Raw genomic sequence first — 15,335 nt, 5'->3', positions numbered from 1 at the left:
GCGACGTGCTGCCCGGCCCGGCGGCCGTCCCGGCGCCGGCCGTGGCCGTGGAGCCGATCGGCCCGGCCCCCACCCAGACCGGGGACGATCCCGCCGACGTCGGCGACCGCCCGGAGGTCGAGCCCTCGCCCGCCGACCCGGCCCGTCCGGGCTCGCTGCGCCGGGCAGTTGAGCCGGACGGGTCGGACCGACCCGAACCGGTCGGACCGCTGGCGTCGGCCGGGCCCGGGTTGCTGCGGCGGGTGGCCGGCGTGGAGGAGGCGGACGAGTCGGAGCCGGATGCGACCCGACCGGGCGTGGACATCGCCTGAACCGGCGTCAGCGGGCGGCGAGACCGCGGAGGAAGCGCTCGGCGATCGGAACGGCGCTGGTGGTGCTCGACCCGCCCTGCTCGACGAAGACCGCGAACGCCACGTCGCCCTGCCAGCCGACGAACCAGGCGTGGGTGTGCGCCGGGTTGTTGTCGTACTCGGCGGTGCCGGTCTTGCCGTACACCGGCTCGCCGGGGACGTCCGCCAGCGCGGCGCCCGTGCCGCTGGTGACCACCGCGCGCATCATCGTCTTCACCGCCGTCACCGACTCCGCCTTGAGGGCCGGGCCGGCCGGGGCGGGCTTCGCCGGGGCGGGATCGAGCAGCAGCTTGGGCTGCTCCCAGTGGCCGCGGGCCACGGCGGCGGTGGCGCCGGCCATGGCGAGCGGGCTGACCACGGTGGTGCCCTGACCGATCGCGGCGGCGGCCTGCTCGGTGGCCGAGCCGTTGGCGGAGACCTTGCCGGTGAAGACGTCGGTGCCGAGGTCCCACTCGCTCTCCAGGCCGAGCGTGCGGCCGGCCTGGGCCAGCCCGTCCGGGCCGAGCTTCGGGGCCAGGGCGGTGAAGGCGGTGTTGCAGGACTTCGCGAAGTCGGTGGTGAACGGGACGTCGCCCAGCTCGAAGTCGTCGGAGTTCTTGAAGGAGCGGCCGTCGACCTCGAACGTCTTCGGGCAGCGCACCGTCACTTCCGGGGCCACCGCGCCCTTGTCGAGCAGGGCGAGCGCGCTGACCATCTTGAACGTCGAGCCGGGCGGCACCTGGGCGGTGAAGGCGAGGTTCTCGCCGGCGGCGCCGGGGCCGTTGGCGGCGGCCAGCACCGCGCCGTCGCTGATCCGGACGGCCACCAGGGCGGAGCGCCGGGTCTGGCCGCGCAGCGCCGCGTCGGCGGCGTTCTGGGTGGCCACGTCGAGGGTGGTCTTGAGCGGCTGGCCGGCCTTCGGTTCGCCGCGGAACACCTCGACCCCGCTGGGTGCGGTGGTGCCGTCCGGCGCCGGGTGCTGCGTGAGCACGGTGATCCCGGGGGTGCCGCGCAGCCGGTCGTCGTAGCGGCCCTGGAGGCCGCCGTGGCCGACCAGGTCGCCCCGGACGTACCTGTCGGGGTGCGCCTTGAGGTCGTCGGCCTGCGCCGGGTCGACCGAGCCGAGCAGGGCCCGGGCGAACTCCCGGGTCGGGGCCAGGAAGAGCTGGTCGGACTGGAACCGGGTGCCGGGCAGGTCGTAGATCCGGGGCTTGATCTGCCGGTACGCCTCCTCGCGCAGGGTCACCACCTCGACCAGCGCGCCCCGGTCCGCCTCGCTGAGGCGCTTGGGCAGGTCGGCGAGGTCGACCGGCGGCGTGAGCGCGGGCCGGATCGCCTTGAACGCGGCGTCGAGCTTCCGGACCAGGGCCTTCACGTCGGTGGCCTCGCCGGGGTTGACCTGCACCCGGACCACCGGGCGGGGCGCCACGACCGGGGCGCCGGCGGAGTCCAGCACGCCGGCCCGGGGCGCGGCCTGCCGGCGCAGCGCGAGCCGGTCGCCGGCCTCCAGCTTCTCGTGCACGACGGTCGGCTCCCAGATGACCTGCCACTGGTCGTCGGCGCCGTGCCGGAGGCGTACCGGATTCTCGTAGGCCCAGGTGGTGGCGCCCGGCAGCGTCCAGGTGAGCTTGACCCGCGCGGTGGCGATGTCGCCCTCGACCTTCACGTCGCCGGTGCGCTCAAGCTGGGGCGGGCTGCCGGCCAGCTCGCCGGCGAGGGACCGGAGCTCCTTGGTCACCTCGGTCGCGGCGACCTTGGCGCCGCTCGGGTCGATGAAGCCGACCGCCTGGAGGTCGCCGGAGCGCCAGCCCTTCAGGAAGGCGTCGACGCTCCGCTCCGGCCCGTCCTCGCCCGAGCATCCGGTCAACGCGCCCGCCGTCAGCACGGTGGCGGCCAGCGCCGCGAGGACCCGGCGGCGAGAGGAGAGGCGGCGGACGGGGTATGACAGGAGCATGAAGGAGTCCCTCCGGTTTGAGACTGCCCTGCACGCTAGTACGACGCGCGGCTCCCCACCGTCCCGGCACGGCCCTTGCGCAGGCAAAGAGCGGCCTGTGGCAGTGTGATGAACATCGCCAGTCCGGGTACTCCGGGACCGGCCGACCACGTACCCGCAACGGGTGAAAGGACAAAGTCCCGATCCGGACGTCCGGCCGGTGGTCCGCCGACAAAGGGGCACAGCGGCAGGCCTAGGCTGGGCGGCAGAGTGACCCACAACGCGGTGGGTCGAGGGGAGTGGCACCGATGGACCGGCGTCCGGCGATCAAACCGGGACCCGACCTCCGGCAGGCTGACACCAGCCGGGACGATGACAGCTTCGATTCGGCGACCGACGGGGACGGTTTCGGCCGTCTCGACACAGGAGTGACCGGGATGACCGGTTCCAGCATCGACACCCTCTACGACCTGGGCCTGCCCGCGCCGGCACTGGGTGACGAATCCGAGGACGCCGAGCTGGACGAGCCGGTACCCAACGCGGAGCGCCTGGTCGCCCAGGCGGTCGCGCTGGCCGGTGACGACCACGACGCGGCCACCCTGGTGGGCCGTTTCTGGCGGTTCGCGCCGGACGAGGAGCTGATCGGCTTCACCGCCGAGGAGATGCTCGACGCGGCCCGGGCCCACCGGGACCTCGCCCAGCAGCGGGTACCGGGCGAGCTGAAACTGCGCATCCACGAGCCGGACGCGGAGCAGCACCACACCGTGATCGAGATCGTCACCGACGACATGCCGTTCCTGGTCGACTCGGTGACCGCGCTGCTCAACTCGCACCACCTCGACGTGCACCTGCTGGTGCACCCGCTGGTCGTGGTCCGGCGTGAGCCGCTGGGCCGGCTGACCGAGGTCTCCGCGGACGTGGAGCCGGACGACGCGATCGCCGGCGACCTGGTCGAGAGCTGGATGCGGATCGAGATCGACCCGGTCCGCGACGCGGCCGAGCGGGACAAGCTGCGCCGGGAGCTGCAGCGGGTGCTCACCGACGTGCGGGAGGCCGTCGAGGACTGGCCGAAGATGCGCCAGCGTGCCCTGGCCCTGGCCGACGAGCTGGCCTCGGCGCGTACCTCGGACAACCGTCCGCCGGTGCCGGAGAAGGACATCACCGACTCGGTGGAGCTGCTGCGCTGGCTGGCGCACGACCACTTCACCTTCCTGGGCTACCGGGAGTACCGGCTGGTCGACACCGACGGCGCGGACGGCGGGCAGGCCCTGGAGGCCGTCCTCGGCACCGGCCTGGGCATCCTGCGGTCCGACTCGCCGGAGGCCCGGTCGCTGAACTCGATGACCCCCGAGGCGCACGAGAAGGTGCTGGAGAAGCGCCTGCTCATCATCACCAAGGCCAACTCGCGGGCCACCGTGCACCGCTCGGCCTACCTCGACTACATCGGCTTCAAGATCTTCAACGACGCCGGTGAGGTGGTCGGGGAGCGGCGCTTCCTGGGCCTGTTCTCCACGGCGGCGTACCGGACCAGCGTGCAGGAGCTGCCGGTGGTCCGGCGCAAGGTCGCCGAGGTGCTGGACCGTTCGGGCCTGAGCCTGCGCAGCCACTCCGGCAAGGACCTGCTCCAGATCCTGGAGACCTATCCCCGCGACGAGCTGTTCCAGATCAAGACCGACGACCTCTACCACGCGGTGATCGGCGTGCTCCGCATGGCCGGCCGCCGGCAGTTGCGGGTCTTCCTGCGCCGCGACGGCTACGGGCGGTTCATCTCCTGCCTGATCTACCTGCCGCGGGACCGGTTCACCACACAGAACCGGCTGCGCATGCAGGACATCCTGCTGCGCGAGCTGAACGGCGTCGGGGTCGACTACACCACCCGGGTGACCGAGTCGATGCTGGCCCGGGTGCACTTCATCGTCCGGACCGACCCGAACAACCCGCCCGGGGAGATCGACGCCGACCTGCTCGCCGAGGAGCTGGCCGACGCGACCCGGCTCTGGGACGACGACTACCGGCTGGTGCTGGAGCGCAAGCTCGGCGACGAGCAGGCAAAGCACCTGTTCGCCCGGTACGCCGACGCCTTCCCGGAGGGCTACAAGGACGGGCACACGCCGTACGAGGCGATGAAGGACCTGGCCAAGCTGGAGCTGCTGGAGGAGTCCGGCCAGCTGGAGATGCACCTGTTCCGCAAGCAGCTCGCCGGGCGCACCAACGGCGCCGGCCGGGCCGTCGAGGTCGACGAGACCATGGACGTCCGGTTCAAGGTCTACCGGTACGGCGAGCCGATGATGCTCTCCGCCGTGCTGCCGGTGCTGCACTCGCTCGGCGTCCGGGTGGTCGACGAGCACCCGTACGAGGTGGAGCGCGTCGACGGCCGGATCTGGCTCTACGACTTCGGGCTGCAACTGCCCGAGGCGCACCAGGAGCTGGCAGAGGTCCGTCCGCACGTGGAGAACGCCTTCGCCGCCGCCTGGCGGGGCGAGGCCGAGGTGGACGGCTTCAACGAGCTGGTGCTCCGGGCCGGGCTCACCTGGCGGCAGGTGGTGGTGCTGCGGGCGTACGCGAAGTACCTGCGGCAGGCCGGCACCGTGTTCTCGCAGGAGTACATGGAGCAGACCTTCATCGCGTACCCGCGGATCGCCTCGCTGCTGGTGGAGCTCTTCGAGACCCGGTTCCGGCCGGGCGCGTCCACCCTGGACGAGCGGCGGGAGCGCAGCGGCGAGCTGGTCTCCGCGATAGGCGAGGCGCTGGACGACGTGGCCAGCCTGGACCAGGACCGGATCCTACGCTCCTACCTGACGCTGATCCAGGCCACCCTGCGCACGAGCTTCTACCAGAAGCCGGTCGGCGGGCGGCCCAAGTCGTACGTCGCCTTCAAGCTGGACCCGCAGGCGGTCCCGGAGCTGCCGGCGCCGCGTCCCAAGTTCGAGATCTTCGTCTACTCGCCCCGGTTCGAGGGCGTGCACCTGCGGTTCGGGCCGGTGGCCCGGGGCGGCCTGCGCTGGTCCGACCGGCGCGAGGACTTCCGCACCGAGGTGCTCGGCCTGGTCAAGGCGCAGATGGTGAAGAACGCCGTGATCGTGCCGGTGGGCGCCAAGGGCGGCTTCGTGCTGAAGCAGAAGCCGGGCGACCGGGACGAGGCGGTGGCCTGCTACAAGGAGTTCGTCGGCGCACTGCTCGACGTCACCGACAACATCTCCAGCGGCGAGATCGTGCCGCCGGAGGACGTGGTCCGGCACGACGCCGACGACCCGTACCTGGTGGTGGCGGCGGACAAGGGCACCGCGAGCTTCTCCGACATCGCCAACGAGATCTCCGCCGCGCACAACTTCTGGCTGGGCGACGCCTTCGCCTCCGGCGGTTCGGCCGGCTACGACCACAAGAAGATGGGCATCACGGCCCGGGGCGCCTGGGAGTCGGTGAAGCGGCACTTCCGGGAGCTGGGGCACGACACCCAGACCCAGGACTTCACCGTGGTCGGCGTCGGCGACATGTCCGGCGACGTGTTCGGCAACGGGATGCTGCTGTCGAAGCACATCCGGCTGGTGGGCGCCTTCGACCACCGGCACATCTTCCTGGACCCGGACCCGGACGCGGCCACCTCGTGGGACGAGCGGAAGCGGCTGTTCGACCTGCCCCGGTCGTCCTGGGAGGACTACAACCCCGAGCTGATCTCGGCCGGCGGCGGGGTGTTCCCGCGTACCGCCAAGTCGGTGCCGGTCTCGCCGCAGGTGCGCGCGGTCCTCGGCCTCGACGACGACGTCACGCAGCTCAGCCCGCAGGAGCTGATGAAGGCGATCCTCACCGCGCCCGTGGACCTGTTCTGGAACGGCGGCATCGGCACCTACGTGAAGGCGTCGACGCAGACCAACGCCGAGGTCGGGGACAAGTCCAACGACGCCATCCGGGTGGACGGCAAGGGGTTGCGCTGCCGGGTGGTGGGCGAGGGCGGCAACCTGGGCTTCACCCAGCACGGCCGGATCGAGTACGCCTCGACCGGCGGCCGGATCTACACCGACTTCATCGACAACGCGGCCGGGGTGGACTGCTCCGACCACGAGGTGAACATCAAGATCCTGCTGAACACGGCGGTCGCCGACGGCGCGCTGGACCGGCCGGACCGCGACGAACTGCTGGCCCAGATGACCGACGAGGTCGCCGAGCTGGTGCTCCGGGACAACTACGACCAGGCGCGGGCGCTGAACAACGCCCAGGCCCAGGCCGCCTCGCTGCTCCCGGTTCACCGCCGGATGATCAGCGAGCTGGAGCGGGCCGGTCAGCTCGACCGCGCGCTGGAGGCGCTGCCGTCGGACGAGGAGCTCGCGGTGCGCGGCGAGACCGGGCTGACCGCGCCGGAGTTCGCGGTGCTGCTGGCGTACGTGAAGATCGTGCTGGAGCGGGAGATCGTCAGCGAGGGGCTGGCGGACGAGGAGTGGACGACCGACGTCCTGGTCAACTACTTCCCGACCCCGCTGCGGGAGCGGTTCGCCGACCGGATGGGCCGGCACCGGCTGCGCCGCGACATCGTCACCACGGTCCTGGTGAACGAGGCGATCAACCGGGGCGGCATCACGTTCGTCTTCCGGGTGGTCGAGGAGACGGCCGCCTCGGCGGCGGACGTGCTGCGGGCGTACGTGGTGGTCCGCGAGGTGTTCCGGCTGCGCGAACTCTGGGACGCGGTCGAGGCGTTGGACAACAAGGTCTCGCCCGAGTTGCAGACCAGCGTCTACCTGGACACGCGCCGGCTGCTCGACCGCGCGGTGCGCTGGCTGGTCACCAACCGGCGCTCGCCGATCGACGTGCCGGGGGAGATCGCCCGGCTGCGCGACGGGGTGGCCCGGCTCCTGCCGGAGCTGGAGAGCCTCTTCTACGGCACCGAGCGGGAGGCGATCGCCGCCCACATCGACTCGCTGACCGGCAAGGGGCTGCCCCGCGACCTGGCCGAGCAGGCGACCCGGCTGATGTACAGCTTCGGCCTGCTCGACGTGGTGGAGACCGCCCAGTCGACCGGCCGGGACGTGAGCGAGGTGGCCTCGGTCTACTTCGTCCTCTCCGACCGGTTCCGGGTGGACGCCCTGCTGTCGAAGATCTCCCTGCTGCCGCGGGAGGACCGCTGGCAGACCCTGGCCCGGATGGCGCTGCGCTACGACCTGTACGCCGCGCTGGCCGCGCTCACCGCGGAGGTCCTCGGTTCCACCCCGGACAACCTCCCGCCGGTCGAGCGGGTGCAGGAGTGGGAGCAGGCGAACGCCACCTCGATCCACCGGGCGCACCGGGCCATGGGGGAGTTCGACGAGTCCCGCGCCGACCTGTCCGCCCTGTCCGTGCTGCTGCGGCAGATCCGTACCCTGGTGCGGACCTCGGCGGCGGCCTGACGGAGTACGCACGCCGGCGCGGCCCGGTGGTCGGGTGACCCGACCACCGGGCCGCGCCCGTTCGCGGCGCCCACCCGGCCAAGTGGGTCGGTCACCCGACCACCGGGCCGCGCCCGTCTCCGCGTCCCTACCCGGCCAGGCCGGCGTAGACGACGATGTTGTTCAGGTAGCTGCCGGCGCTGCGGTCGAACACCCCGCCGCAGGTGACCACCCGCAGGCCGGGGGCGTCGGACGGGCCGTAGACCTGCTCGGTGGGGAAGGCCGTTTTCGGGTACGACTTCACCTCGTTCACGGTGAACGTGGCGGTCGAGCCGTCCTCCCGGGCGACGTCGATGGTGTCGCCGGGCCGGAGCGAGCCGAGGTCGAAGAAGACCGCCGGGCCGAGCTTGGCGGAGTCGACGTGGCCGACGATGACCGCGTTGCCGACCTCGCCCGGGCTGGGACCGGGGGAGTACCAGCCGGCCTTCATGGCCTGGTCCAGCGGGGGCACCTCGACGGTGCCGTCCGGGTTGGTGCCGAGGGTCATGATCTCGGCATGCACGCCGATCCGGGGGATCGAGATGGTGGTCGGAGCCGACCGGGACAGTCCGGCGGGGACCAGATCCGGGTTGGGCGAGCCCTGGCTGTCGGGAGCCGGTTCCACCGGCGCCTGGTCGCCGGTGTGCGTGCCGTTCGGGGAGACGGTGCTCGGGTCGGTCGCTCCGGTCTGGGCGAGCGGCTGCGGCGGCCGGGGCGGGGGCACGGTGCGGAAGGACGCGCCGATCATGCCGGCGCCCACCATGGCGAGCAGGACGACGACGGCCGCGCCGGCGGCGCGCCACGGTCTCCCGTGACGGCCGCCGGCCCGTGTCGCCGTCTGGTCAGACGAGACCATTGGCCCGCCGCCGACGCAGCAGGACCAGGCCGCCCAGGGCGGCGGCACCGATCATGCCCGCCCCGCCGGCGGCCATGCCGCGGTCGGTGCTGGTGGTGGTCATGCCACCGTCACCGCCGTCGACCCCACCGCGCGGCAGGACGACCAGCTCGCCGTCGCCGCACGAGCCCTCCAGGTCGTACTTGCCCGGACGGGCGTCCTCGGAGACGGTGGCCTCGCCGAAGTAGACGAAGTCCTTGCCGTGCTCCCAGCTGTCCTCGCCGCGGCCGTAGTCGGACTCGTCGTCCTTGCCGCCCTGCCAGTCACGGCCGTGCTCGTCCTTGCCCTTGTCGTCCTTGCCGTGCTCGTCCTTGCCGTCACGGCCGTGCTCGTCCTTGCCCTTGTCGTCCTTGCCGTGCTCGTCCTTGGCGTCGCGGCCGTAGTCGGACCCGCCCTGCCAGTCCTTGCCGTGCTCGTCCTTGCCGTGCTCGTCCTTGCCCTTGTCGTCCTTGCCCTTGTCGTCCTTGCCGTGCTCGTCCTTGGCGTCGCGGCCGTAGTCGGACCCGCCCTGCCAGTCCTTGCCGTAGTCCGACTCGTCGCCCTGGCCGTACTCGTCGTGGCCGGAGTAGTCGCGGCCCTCGGACCCGCCCTCGCGGCCGTAGTCCTTCTGGTCCTTGTTGTCGCGGCCGTAGCCGGACTCCTCGTCCTGGCCGTACTCGTCGTGGCCCTTGCGGTCCGAGCCCTGGTCGCCGTAGTCGGCGGTGACGCCGCCGCCCGCACCGCCCGGCTTTCCGTGCTCGTCCTTGCCCTCTTCGTCCTTGCCCTGTTCGTCCTTGCCGTGCTCGTCCTTGCCGTCCTTGCCGTGCTCGTCCTTGCGGTTGTCGTCCTTGCCCTGTTCGTCCTTGCCGTGCTCGTCCTTGCCGTCCTTGCCGTGCTCGTCCTTGCCGTCCTTGCCGTGCTCGTCCTTGCGGTTCTCGTCCTTGCCCTGTTCGTCCTTGCGGTCGTCGTCCTTGCCGTGCTCGTCCTTGCCGTCCTTGCCGTGCTCGTCGCGGCCCTGCTCGTCGCCGCGGCCCTCCTCGTCGCGGCCGTGCCGGTCCTTGCCGTCGGGGCCGTGGTCCGCGTCCTCGCCGCGGTCCTTCCAGTCGCCGTGCTCGTCGCCGCGGTCGTCGCGCACGGATTCGAGCTTGACCTTTCCGGTCACCTTCGACCAGACGAAGGCGTGCTCCTGCGCCTCCGGGCAGATCTCGAGCAGCTTGACCTTGTCGCCCGCCTTGACGACGTGCGGCTTGGCGATGACCTTGCCCTCGTCGTCGTGCCCGCCCGCGTAGGCCATCCCCGGGGTGAACACGAGGAGGCCCGCACCGCCGAGAGCAGCACCCGCAACGACCTTCCCGAGCATCTTCTTAGCCATGACCTGCGTCACTCCATCCCTGTTTGTCCTGAGCCCGCCTTCAGTCGAGCTACGACCGACGTTAGACCGTTTCACGACTTATCCGGGGAAACATTCGTGTTTAGGAGTTTGTAGGCAATGAAGGCCCTGCGAGTGCTACGCGGCTTTTGGGGCCTGCCGGGGCGGCCAGGGGGCATGCGTGCCGGCTCGGGTTGTCCCGCGTCGGCTGCGTCCGCCGGACCTCGCCGTACCGTGTGATGGCCGACTCCGCCGGTCTGCCGGCTTCCGGTCCGCCCGCGACGCTTTCGGCGTGCCCGGGGTGTTCGACCCCCTGCGGGAAAAGGCCGAGTCGCATCGAGCCATTGCCATGGAAGCGCTCCCATGCAAGAATCGCTGCACGCGGTTGGGGGAGCCACACCGCGAGTTCAGACGTCGAGGGCAGCCGGGTCACCGGACGGCGTCCGACTCCCCGACCGGTCCCGCGGGCCGGTCGTCCACCACCACCATCACGCCCGGCCGGGTCGGGCACCCCCGAAGAAACCCGTGGCGCCGGCTGTCCTGACGGACGCCGAGTGCCCTTCTGCCGGGCCGTACGCGGATCCGGTCTCGCCCAAGGAGATCAGTGGCATGAATCTGTGGAGAAGGCTGTCCGGCCGCAGCCGGGCGCTCGCGCTGACCGGCGCGGGCGTCCTGGTCGCCGGTGGACTGGTGACCCTCCCGGTCACCGCGGCGCAGGCCGCGACCCAGTGCAGCGTGGACTACACCACGAGCGACTGGCCCGGTGGCTTCACCGGCACCGTGACCATCAAGAACCTCGGTGACCCGCTCAGCTCGTGGAACCTGGGCTTCACCTTCCCGAACAGCTCGCAGCGGGTGGTGAACGGCTGGTCGGCGAAGTGGGCCCAGAGCGGCCAGAACGTCACCGCGCAGAACGAGTCCTACAACGGTTCCCTGGCCACCGGCGCCAGCACCACCATCGGATTCAACGGCTCCTGGAGCGGCAGCAACCCGAAGCCGACCCAGTTCACCCTGAACGGCACGGTCTGCAACGGTGGCACGCCGCCCACCTCGACCCCGCCGACCACGACCCCGCCCCCGACGACCCCGCCGCCCACCACCCCGCCGCCCACGACTCCGCCGCCGACCACCCCTCCGCCGGGGCAGAAGGTCGACAACCCGTACGCCGGGGTGAAGGGGTACGTGAACCCGGAGTGGAAGGCCAAGGCCGAGTCGGTGTCCGGCGGTAGCCGGGTGTCGAACAACCCGACCGCGGTGTGGATCGACCGGATCGCCGCCATCAACGGCACCCCGAACAGCAGCTCCAACGGCTCGATGGGGGTCCGTGACCACCTGGACGCCGCGCTCGCCCAGGGCGCCGGCTACATCCAGTTCGTCATCTACAACCTGCCCGGCCGGGACTGCTCCGCGCTCGCCTCCAATGGGGAGCTGGGCCCCGACGAGCTGCCCCGCTACAAGGCCGAGTACATCGACCCGATCGCCGCGATCCAGGGCGACGCGAAGTACAAGAACCTGCGCATCGTCAACATCATCGAGATCGACTCGCTGCCCAACCTGGTGACCAACACCTCGGGCAACGCGGGCGGCACCGTGATGTGCGACACGGTCAAGGCCAACGGCGCGTACGTCAACGGCGTGGGCTACGCCCTGGCGAAGCTCGGCGCGATCGGCAACGTCTACAACTACATCGACGCCGCGCACCACGGTTGGATCGGCTGGGACAGCAACTTCGGCCCGGTCGCCGACCAGCTCAAGGCCGCCGCCGTCGCGTCCGGCAGCACGGTGCACAACGTGCACGGCTTCATCGTCAACACCGCCAACTACTCCGCACTGAAGGAGCCGTACGTCAAGGTCACCGACACGGTGAACGGCCAGACCGTGCGGCAGTCCAAGTGGATCGACTGGAACCAGTACGTCGACGAGCTCTCGTTCGCCCAGGCGTTCCGGCAGAAGCTGGTCTCGATCGGCTTCGACAGCGGTATCGGCATGCTGATCGACACCTCCCGCAACGGCTGGGGCGGGTCCGCCCGGCCCACCGGTCCGGGCCCGCTGACCAGCGTCGACGCTTACGTCGACGGGGGCCGGGTCGACCGGCGCTACCACACCGGCAACTGGTGCAACCAGGCCGGCGCGGGCCTCGGCGAGCGGCCGCGGGCCAACCCGGAGCCGGGCATCGACGCGTACGTCTGGGTGAAGCCCCCGGGTGAGTCGGACGGTTCCAGCACGGCCATCCCGAACAACGAGGGCAAGGGCTTCGACCGGATGTGCGACCCGACCTACACCGGCAACGCCCGCAACGGCAACAACCTGTCCGGCGCCCTGCCGAACGCGCCGATCTCCGGTGCGTGGTTCGCGGCCCAGTTCCAGCAGCTGATGCAGAACGCCTACCCGCCGCTCTCCTGATCCGGCGGCCGGCCCACCCGCGGCGGCGGGAGTGAGGCACCGCCGCGCGGGTTCCCCGGGCCCCTGGTCGACCCCGCGTCGGCCAGGGGCCCCCGGGCGTCAGGGGACCGTCTTCTCGATCGCCGCCCGGCCCAGCTCGGCCAGGTCGCGGCGGGCCCGCTCCAGATTCTCCGGGGTCATGTCCTGGCCCCGGGCCATCACCAGGTCCTCGGGGTCCCAGGGCTGCTCGGCCCCGGTGCGGATGTTGTCCCCGCCCGCCCCCGTGCCGGTGCCGGTCGCCCCGGTCCCGGCCGCGTACGGGTCGCCGAGGAGGTCCGGCGAGCCGGTGTCGGGCACCGCGCCGTCGGGCTCGGTGAAGACGGGATTGTCCGGGTCGGTGCCACCGGTGCGCAGCTGCGGCACCGTGCTGTCGTCGTCCACCGCGGCGGCCACCTCGGGGGTCTCCTCCAGCGGCCGCTCGCCACCGCGGTCACGATCCGTCATGCTGCTGCCCTCCTGTCCCGTTCCCTGATCCCCACGGCGTACCCGGTGCGGGCCCGGCCATGCCGCCCGGGGCGGCGTCCCGGCCGGCGGTCAGCGCTCGTCGGCGGCGTGCGGCTCCGGCGGCTCGGTGGGGCGCAGCCGCTGCCAGAGCAGCATGAGCAGCCCGAAGGCGAGCATCGCCAGGCCGGCCCAGAGGTTGATCCGGACGCCCTGCGCCTTCTCGATCTCGGCGGACGAGTCGAAGAGCCCCATGAGGCCCACGATCAGCCCGTACGCGACGAACAGGCCGCCGATCACCCGGCGGATGTCGAAGAGCCGGGCCGCCGCGGAGCGCGCCTCCCGCGCGTCCTCGGTCTCGTCGACCAGCGGGTCGTGGGCCTCGCCGTGCTGGTACCGGTCGGCGTCGTCTGCCATGGCGTGCGTCCCTTCCTCAGAAGACCGGGATGTAGAAGAGGGCGGCGAGGACCACGGCGATCACGCCGAGCAGCACCGGCGAGCGGTACCAGGCGGCGTCGCCGGCCAGCGAGTCGTCCTTGAGCGTGGTGTCGGACAGGCCGTAGACCAGCCCGGTCAGCTCGTCGGCCCGCTTCGGCCGGGTCAGCGGCGTCACGATCGCCGCGACCACCGCCACGGTGACGAAGGCGAGGCCCGCCCCCCAGAAGCTCTCCTCCAGGTCGGAGTTGAAGTGGATCACGCCGGCCCGGTAGAGCAGGTAGGTCCCGAGCGCCACCACGGTGCCCGACAGCAGCGACCAGAAGCCGGCCAGCGCGCTCATCCGCTTCCAGAACATGCCGATGATGAAGGTGCCGAAGAGCGGGGCGTTGAACACCGAGAAGAGCGCCTGGATGTAGTTCATGATGTTGCTGAACCCGGCCGCGATGAAGGCCGTGCCGATGCCGATCACCACCGCGACCACGGTGGCGATCCGGCCCACCCGCACGTAGTACTCGTCCGAGCGGTCCCGCTTGAAGTACGCCTGCCAGATGTCGTACGTGAACACCGTGTTGAAGCCGCTGACGTTGGCGGCCATGCCGGCCATGAACGAGGCCACCAGACCGGTCACCGCGATGCCGAGCACCCCGTTGGGCAGCAGGTCGCGCATGAGCAGCGGGATGGCGTTGTTGTAGACCAGGTCGCCGCTCTCGGCGCCGAGCCCCTTGACGGTGATCAGGGCGATGAGGCCCGGGATCACGGTCACCACGGGGATGAGCAGCTTCGGGTACGCCGCGATGATCGGCGTACGCCGGGCCGCGCTCATGTTCCGCGCGGACAGCGCGCGCTGCACCTCGGCGAAGTTCGTGGTCCAGTAGCCGAACGAGAGCACGAAGCCGAGGCCGAAGACGATGCCCAGCCAGTGCGCGCCGAGCGGGTTGTCCGTGCTGCCGGTGCCCTGCCAGGCGTGCAGCCCGGCCTCGCCCAGCTTCGAGCCGCGGACCGCGTCCATCAGGCCGCTGACGCCGCCGACCTTCACCAGGCCGAGCACGGTGATCGGCACCAGACCCGCGATGATCACGAAGAACTGGAGCACCTCGTTGTAGATCGCGCCGGAGAGGCCGCCGATGGTGATGTAGACCAGCACGATGAACGCGCCGATCACGATCGCCACCCAGAGCGGCCAGCCGAGCAGCAGCTGCATGATCAGGGCCAGCGCGTACAGGTTCACGCCGGCGACGAGCACCTGGGCGACCGCGAAGCTGAGCGCGTTCAGCAGGTGGGTCGGGCGGTTGAAGCGCAGCCGCAGGTATTCGGGGACGCTGCGGACCTTCGAGCCGTAGTAGAAGGGCATCATCACGATGCCCAGGAAGACCATGGCCGGCACGGCGCCGATCCAGTAGTAGTGGACCGTCATGATGCCGTACTGGGCGCCGTTGGCGGCCATGCCGATGATCTCGAGAGCGCCCAGGTTCGCCGAGACGAAGGCCAGGCCGGTGACCCACGCGGGCAGCGACCGCCCGGAGAGGAAGAAGTCGACACTGGTGCGGATCGCCCGCCGCGCGGCGAAGCCGACGCCGAGCACCGTGACGAAGTAGAGCGCCAGGATCACGTAGTCCAGGGCATTCATGTTCAACCGCAGACCGTCACCCATCCCGTGCTCCCTCCGTGGCGACTGCGCCCGCAGGTACCCACTTTGCGAAATTTCATGCATGGAGGGCGATCCGCGGACACGGCGGAGCCCCGGCCGTCCACCGGCCGGGGCTCCGTGCGGCGTGGGTCAGCGGCCCAGTACCCGGTCCAGGAAGTCCCGGTAGCCGCGCACGGCGACCCGCAGCTGCTCGGTGTCGGCCGAGCCGGACTCCTGCCAGCCGCCGAGCTTGGCCTTCTGCTCGCGCAGCGCGGCGGAGAGCGCCTCGATCGCCTCCTCGACCAACGACTGCGCCTCGCCGACCGCGGCCCGCGGGTCGTCCACGAAGCGGAGCTGGACGTCACGCCAGCGGTCCCGGAAGTCCTGGGCGGTCTCCGCGGCGAAGAGCGTGGCGGCGTCGGTCGGCACCGCGCCCGGCGTGGGCCGGGCCGCGCCGGCCAGCGCCGCGCCCCCTGCCACCGTCACCAC

General features: G+C 71.5%; 8 protein-coding genes and 2 pseudogenes. 3 read left to right on the top strand and 7 right to left on the bottom strand.

Annotation, left to right across the window (positions count from 1 at the left end):
- Positions 1-311 (top strand): annotated as a pseudogene (locus B0E53_RS21940) (hypothetical protein); the annotation flags it as partial.
- A 7-nt stretch (positions 312-318) separates the two neighbouring features.
- Here B0E53_RS21940 and B0E53_RS21935 read toward each other — a convergent pair.
- Entirely contained in the window at positions 319-2,283 is a 1,965-nt protein-coding gene (locus tag B0E53_RS21935; protein ID WP_107077783.1) for a penicillin-binding transpeptidase domain-containing protein, read from the bottom strand.
- Between the two features lie 287 nt (positions 2,284-2,570).
- On the opposite strand from B0E53_RS21935, the gene B0E53_RS21930 reads away from it, so the two are divergent.
- Complete coding sequence (locus tag B0E53_RS21930; RefSeq protein WP_107077782.1) at positions 2,571-7,637, top strand: NAD-glutamate dehydrogenase; 5,067 nt, start codon at positions 2,571-2,573, stop codon at positions 7,635-7,637.
- Positions 7,638-7,764: 127 nt separating this feature from the next.
- Here B0E53_RS21930 and B0E53_RS21925 read toward each other — a convergent pair whose 3' ends face one another.
- Positions 7,765-8,511, bottom strand: a complete 747-nt coding sequence (locus B0E53_RS21925) for a class F sortase (RefSeq protein ID WP_107077785.1) — start codon at positions 8,509-8,511, stop codon at positions 7,765-7,767.
- Entirely contained in the window at positions 8,498-9,901 is a 1,404-nt protein-coding gene (locus B0E53_RS21920) for a hypothetical protein (RefSeq protein ID WP_146167733.1), read from the bottom strand. Before B0E53_RS21920 ends, B0E53_RS21925 begins: the two co-directional genes overlap by 14 nt.
- A 606-nt stretch (positions 9,902-10,507) precedes the next feature.
- Here B0E53_RS21920 and B0E53_RS21915 point away from each other — a divergent pair.
- Complete coding sequence (locus tag B0E53_RS21915; protein WP_107077780.1) at positions 10,508-12,301, top strand: glycoside hydrolase family 6 protein; 1,794 nt, start codon at positions 10,508-10,510, stop codon at positions 12,299-12,301.
- Between the two features lie 99 nt (positions 12,302-12,400).
- On the opposite strand, the gene B0E53_RS21910 is transcribed toward B0E53_RS21915, so the two are convergent.
- The 4 genes and pseudogenes from B0E53_RS21910 to B0E53_RS21895 form a co-directional block, all read right to left on the bottom strand.
- Positions 12,401-12,784 carry a hypothetical protein gene (locus B0E53_RS21910; RefSeq protein ID WP_107077779.1) on the bottom strand — a complete coding sequence of 128 codons (384 nt, stop codon included), beginning with the start codon at positions 12,782-12,784 and terminating at the stop codon, positions 12,401-12,403.
- 90 nt (positions 12,785-12,874) lie between these two features.
- Positions 12,875-13,198: a hypothetical protein gene (locus B0E53_RS21905; RefSeq protein ID WP_107077778.1), complete on the bottom strand. Its 324-nt coding sequence runs from the start codon at positions 13,196-13,198 to the stop codon at positions 12,875-12,877.
- Between the two features lie 16 nt (positions 13,199-13,214).
- Entirely contained in the window at positions 13,215-14,870 is a 1,656-nt protein-coding gene (locus B0E53_RS21900; protein ID WP_107077777.1) for a sodium:solute symporter family protein, read from the bottom strand.
- A 126-nt stretch (positions 14,871-14,996) separates the two neighbouring features.
- Positions 14,997-15,335 (bottom strand): annotated as a pseudogene (locus B0E53_RS21895) (hypothetical protein); the annotation flags it as partial.

The organism is Micromonospora sp. MH33 (assembly GCF_003013775.1).
Lineage (GTDB): Bacteria > Actinomycetota > Actinomycetes > Mycobacteriales > Micromonosporaceae > Micromonospora > Micromonospora fulviviridis.
The sequence above is the reverse complement of the archived record's forward strand: the minus strand, read 5'-3'. Positions and strand labels throughout refer to the sequence as shown.

Bases quoted from the DNA above. Each gene is read 5' to 3' on its own strand.
- B0E53_RS21935 (WP_107077783.1), bottom strand. From the start codon at position 2,283: ATGCTCCTGTCATACCCCGTCCGCCGCCTCTCCTCTCGCCGCCGGGTC.
- B0E53_RS21910 (WP_107077779.1), bottom strand. From the start codon at position 12,784: ATGACGGATCGTGACCGCGGTGGCGAGCGGCCGCTGGAGGAGACCCCC.
- B0E53_RS21900 (WP_107077777.1), bottom strand. From the start codon at position 14,870: ATGGGTGACGGTCTGCGGTTGAACATGAATGCCCTGGACTACGTGATC.
- B0E53_RS21925 (WP_107077785.1), bottom strand. From the start codon at position 8,511: ATGGTCTCGTCTGACCAGACGGCGACACGGGCCGGCGGCCGTCACGGG.
- B0E53_RS21905 (WP_107077778.1), bottom strand. From the start codon at position 13,198: ATGGCAGACGACGCCGACCGGTACCAGCACGGCGAGGCCCACGACCCG.
- B0E53_RS21920 (WP_146167733.1), bottom strand. From the start codon at position 9,901: ATGGCTAAGAAGATGCTCGGGAAGGTCGTTGCGGGTGCTGCTCTCGGC.
- B0E53_RS21930 (WP_107077782.1), top strand. From the start codon at position 2,571: ATGGACCGGCGTCCGGCGATCAAACCGGGACCCGACCTCCGGCAGGCT.
- B0E53_RS21915 (WP_107077780.1), top strand. From the start codon at position 10,508: ATGAATCTGTGGAGAAGGCTGTCCGGCCGCAGCCGGGCGCTCGCGCTG.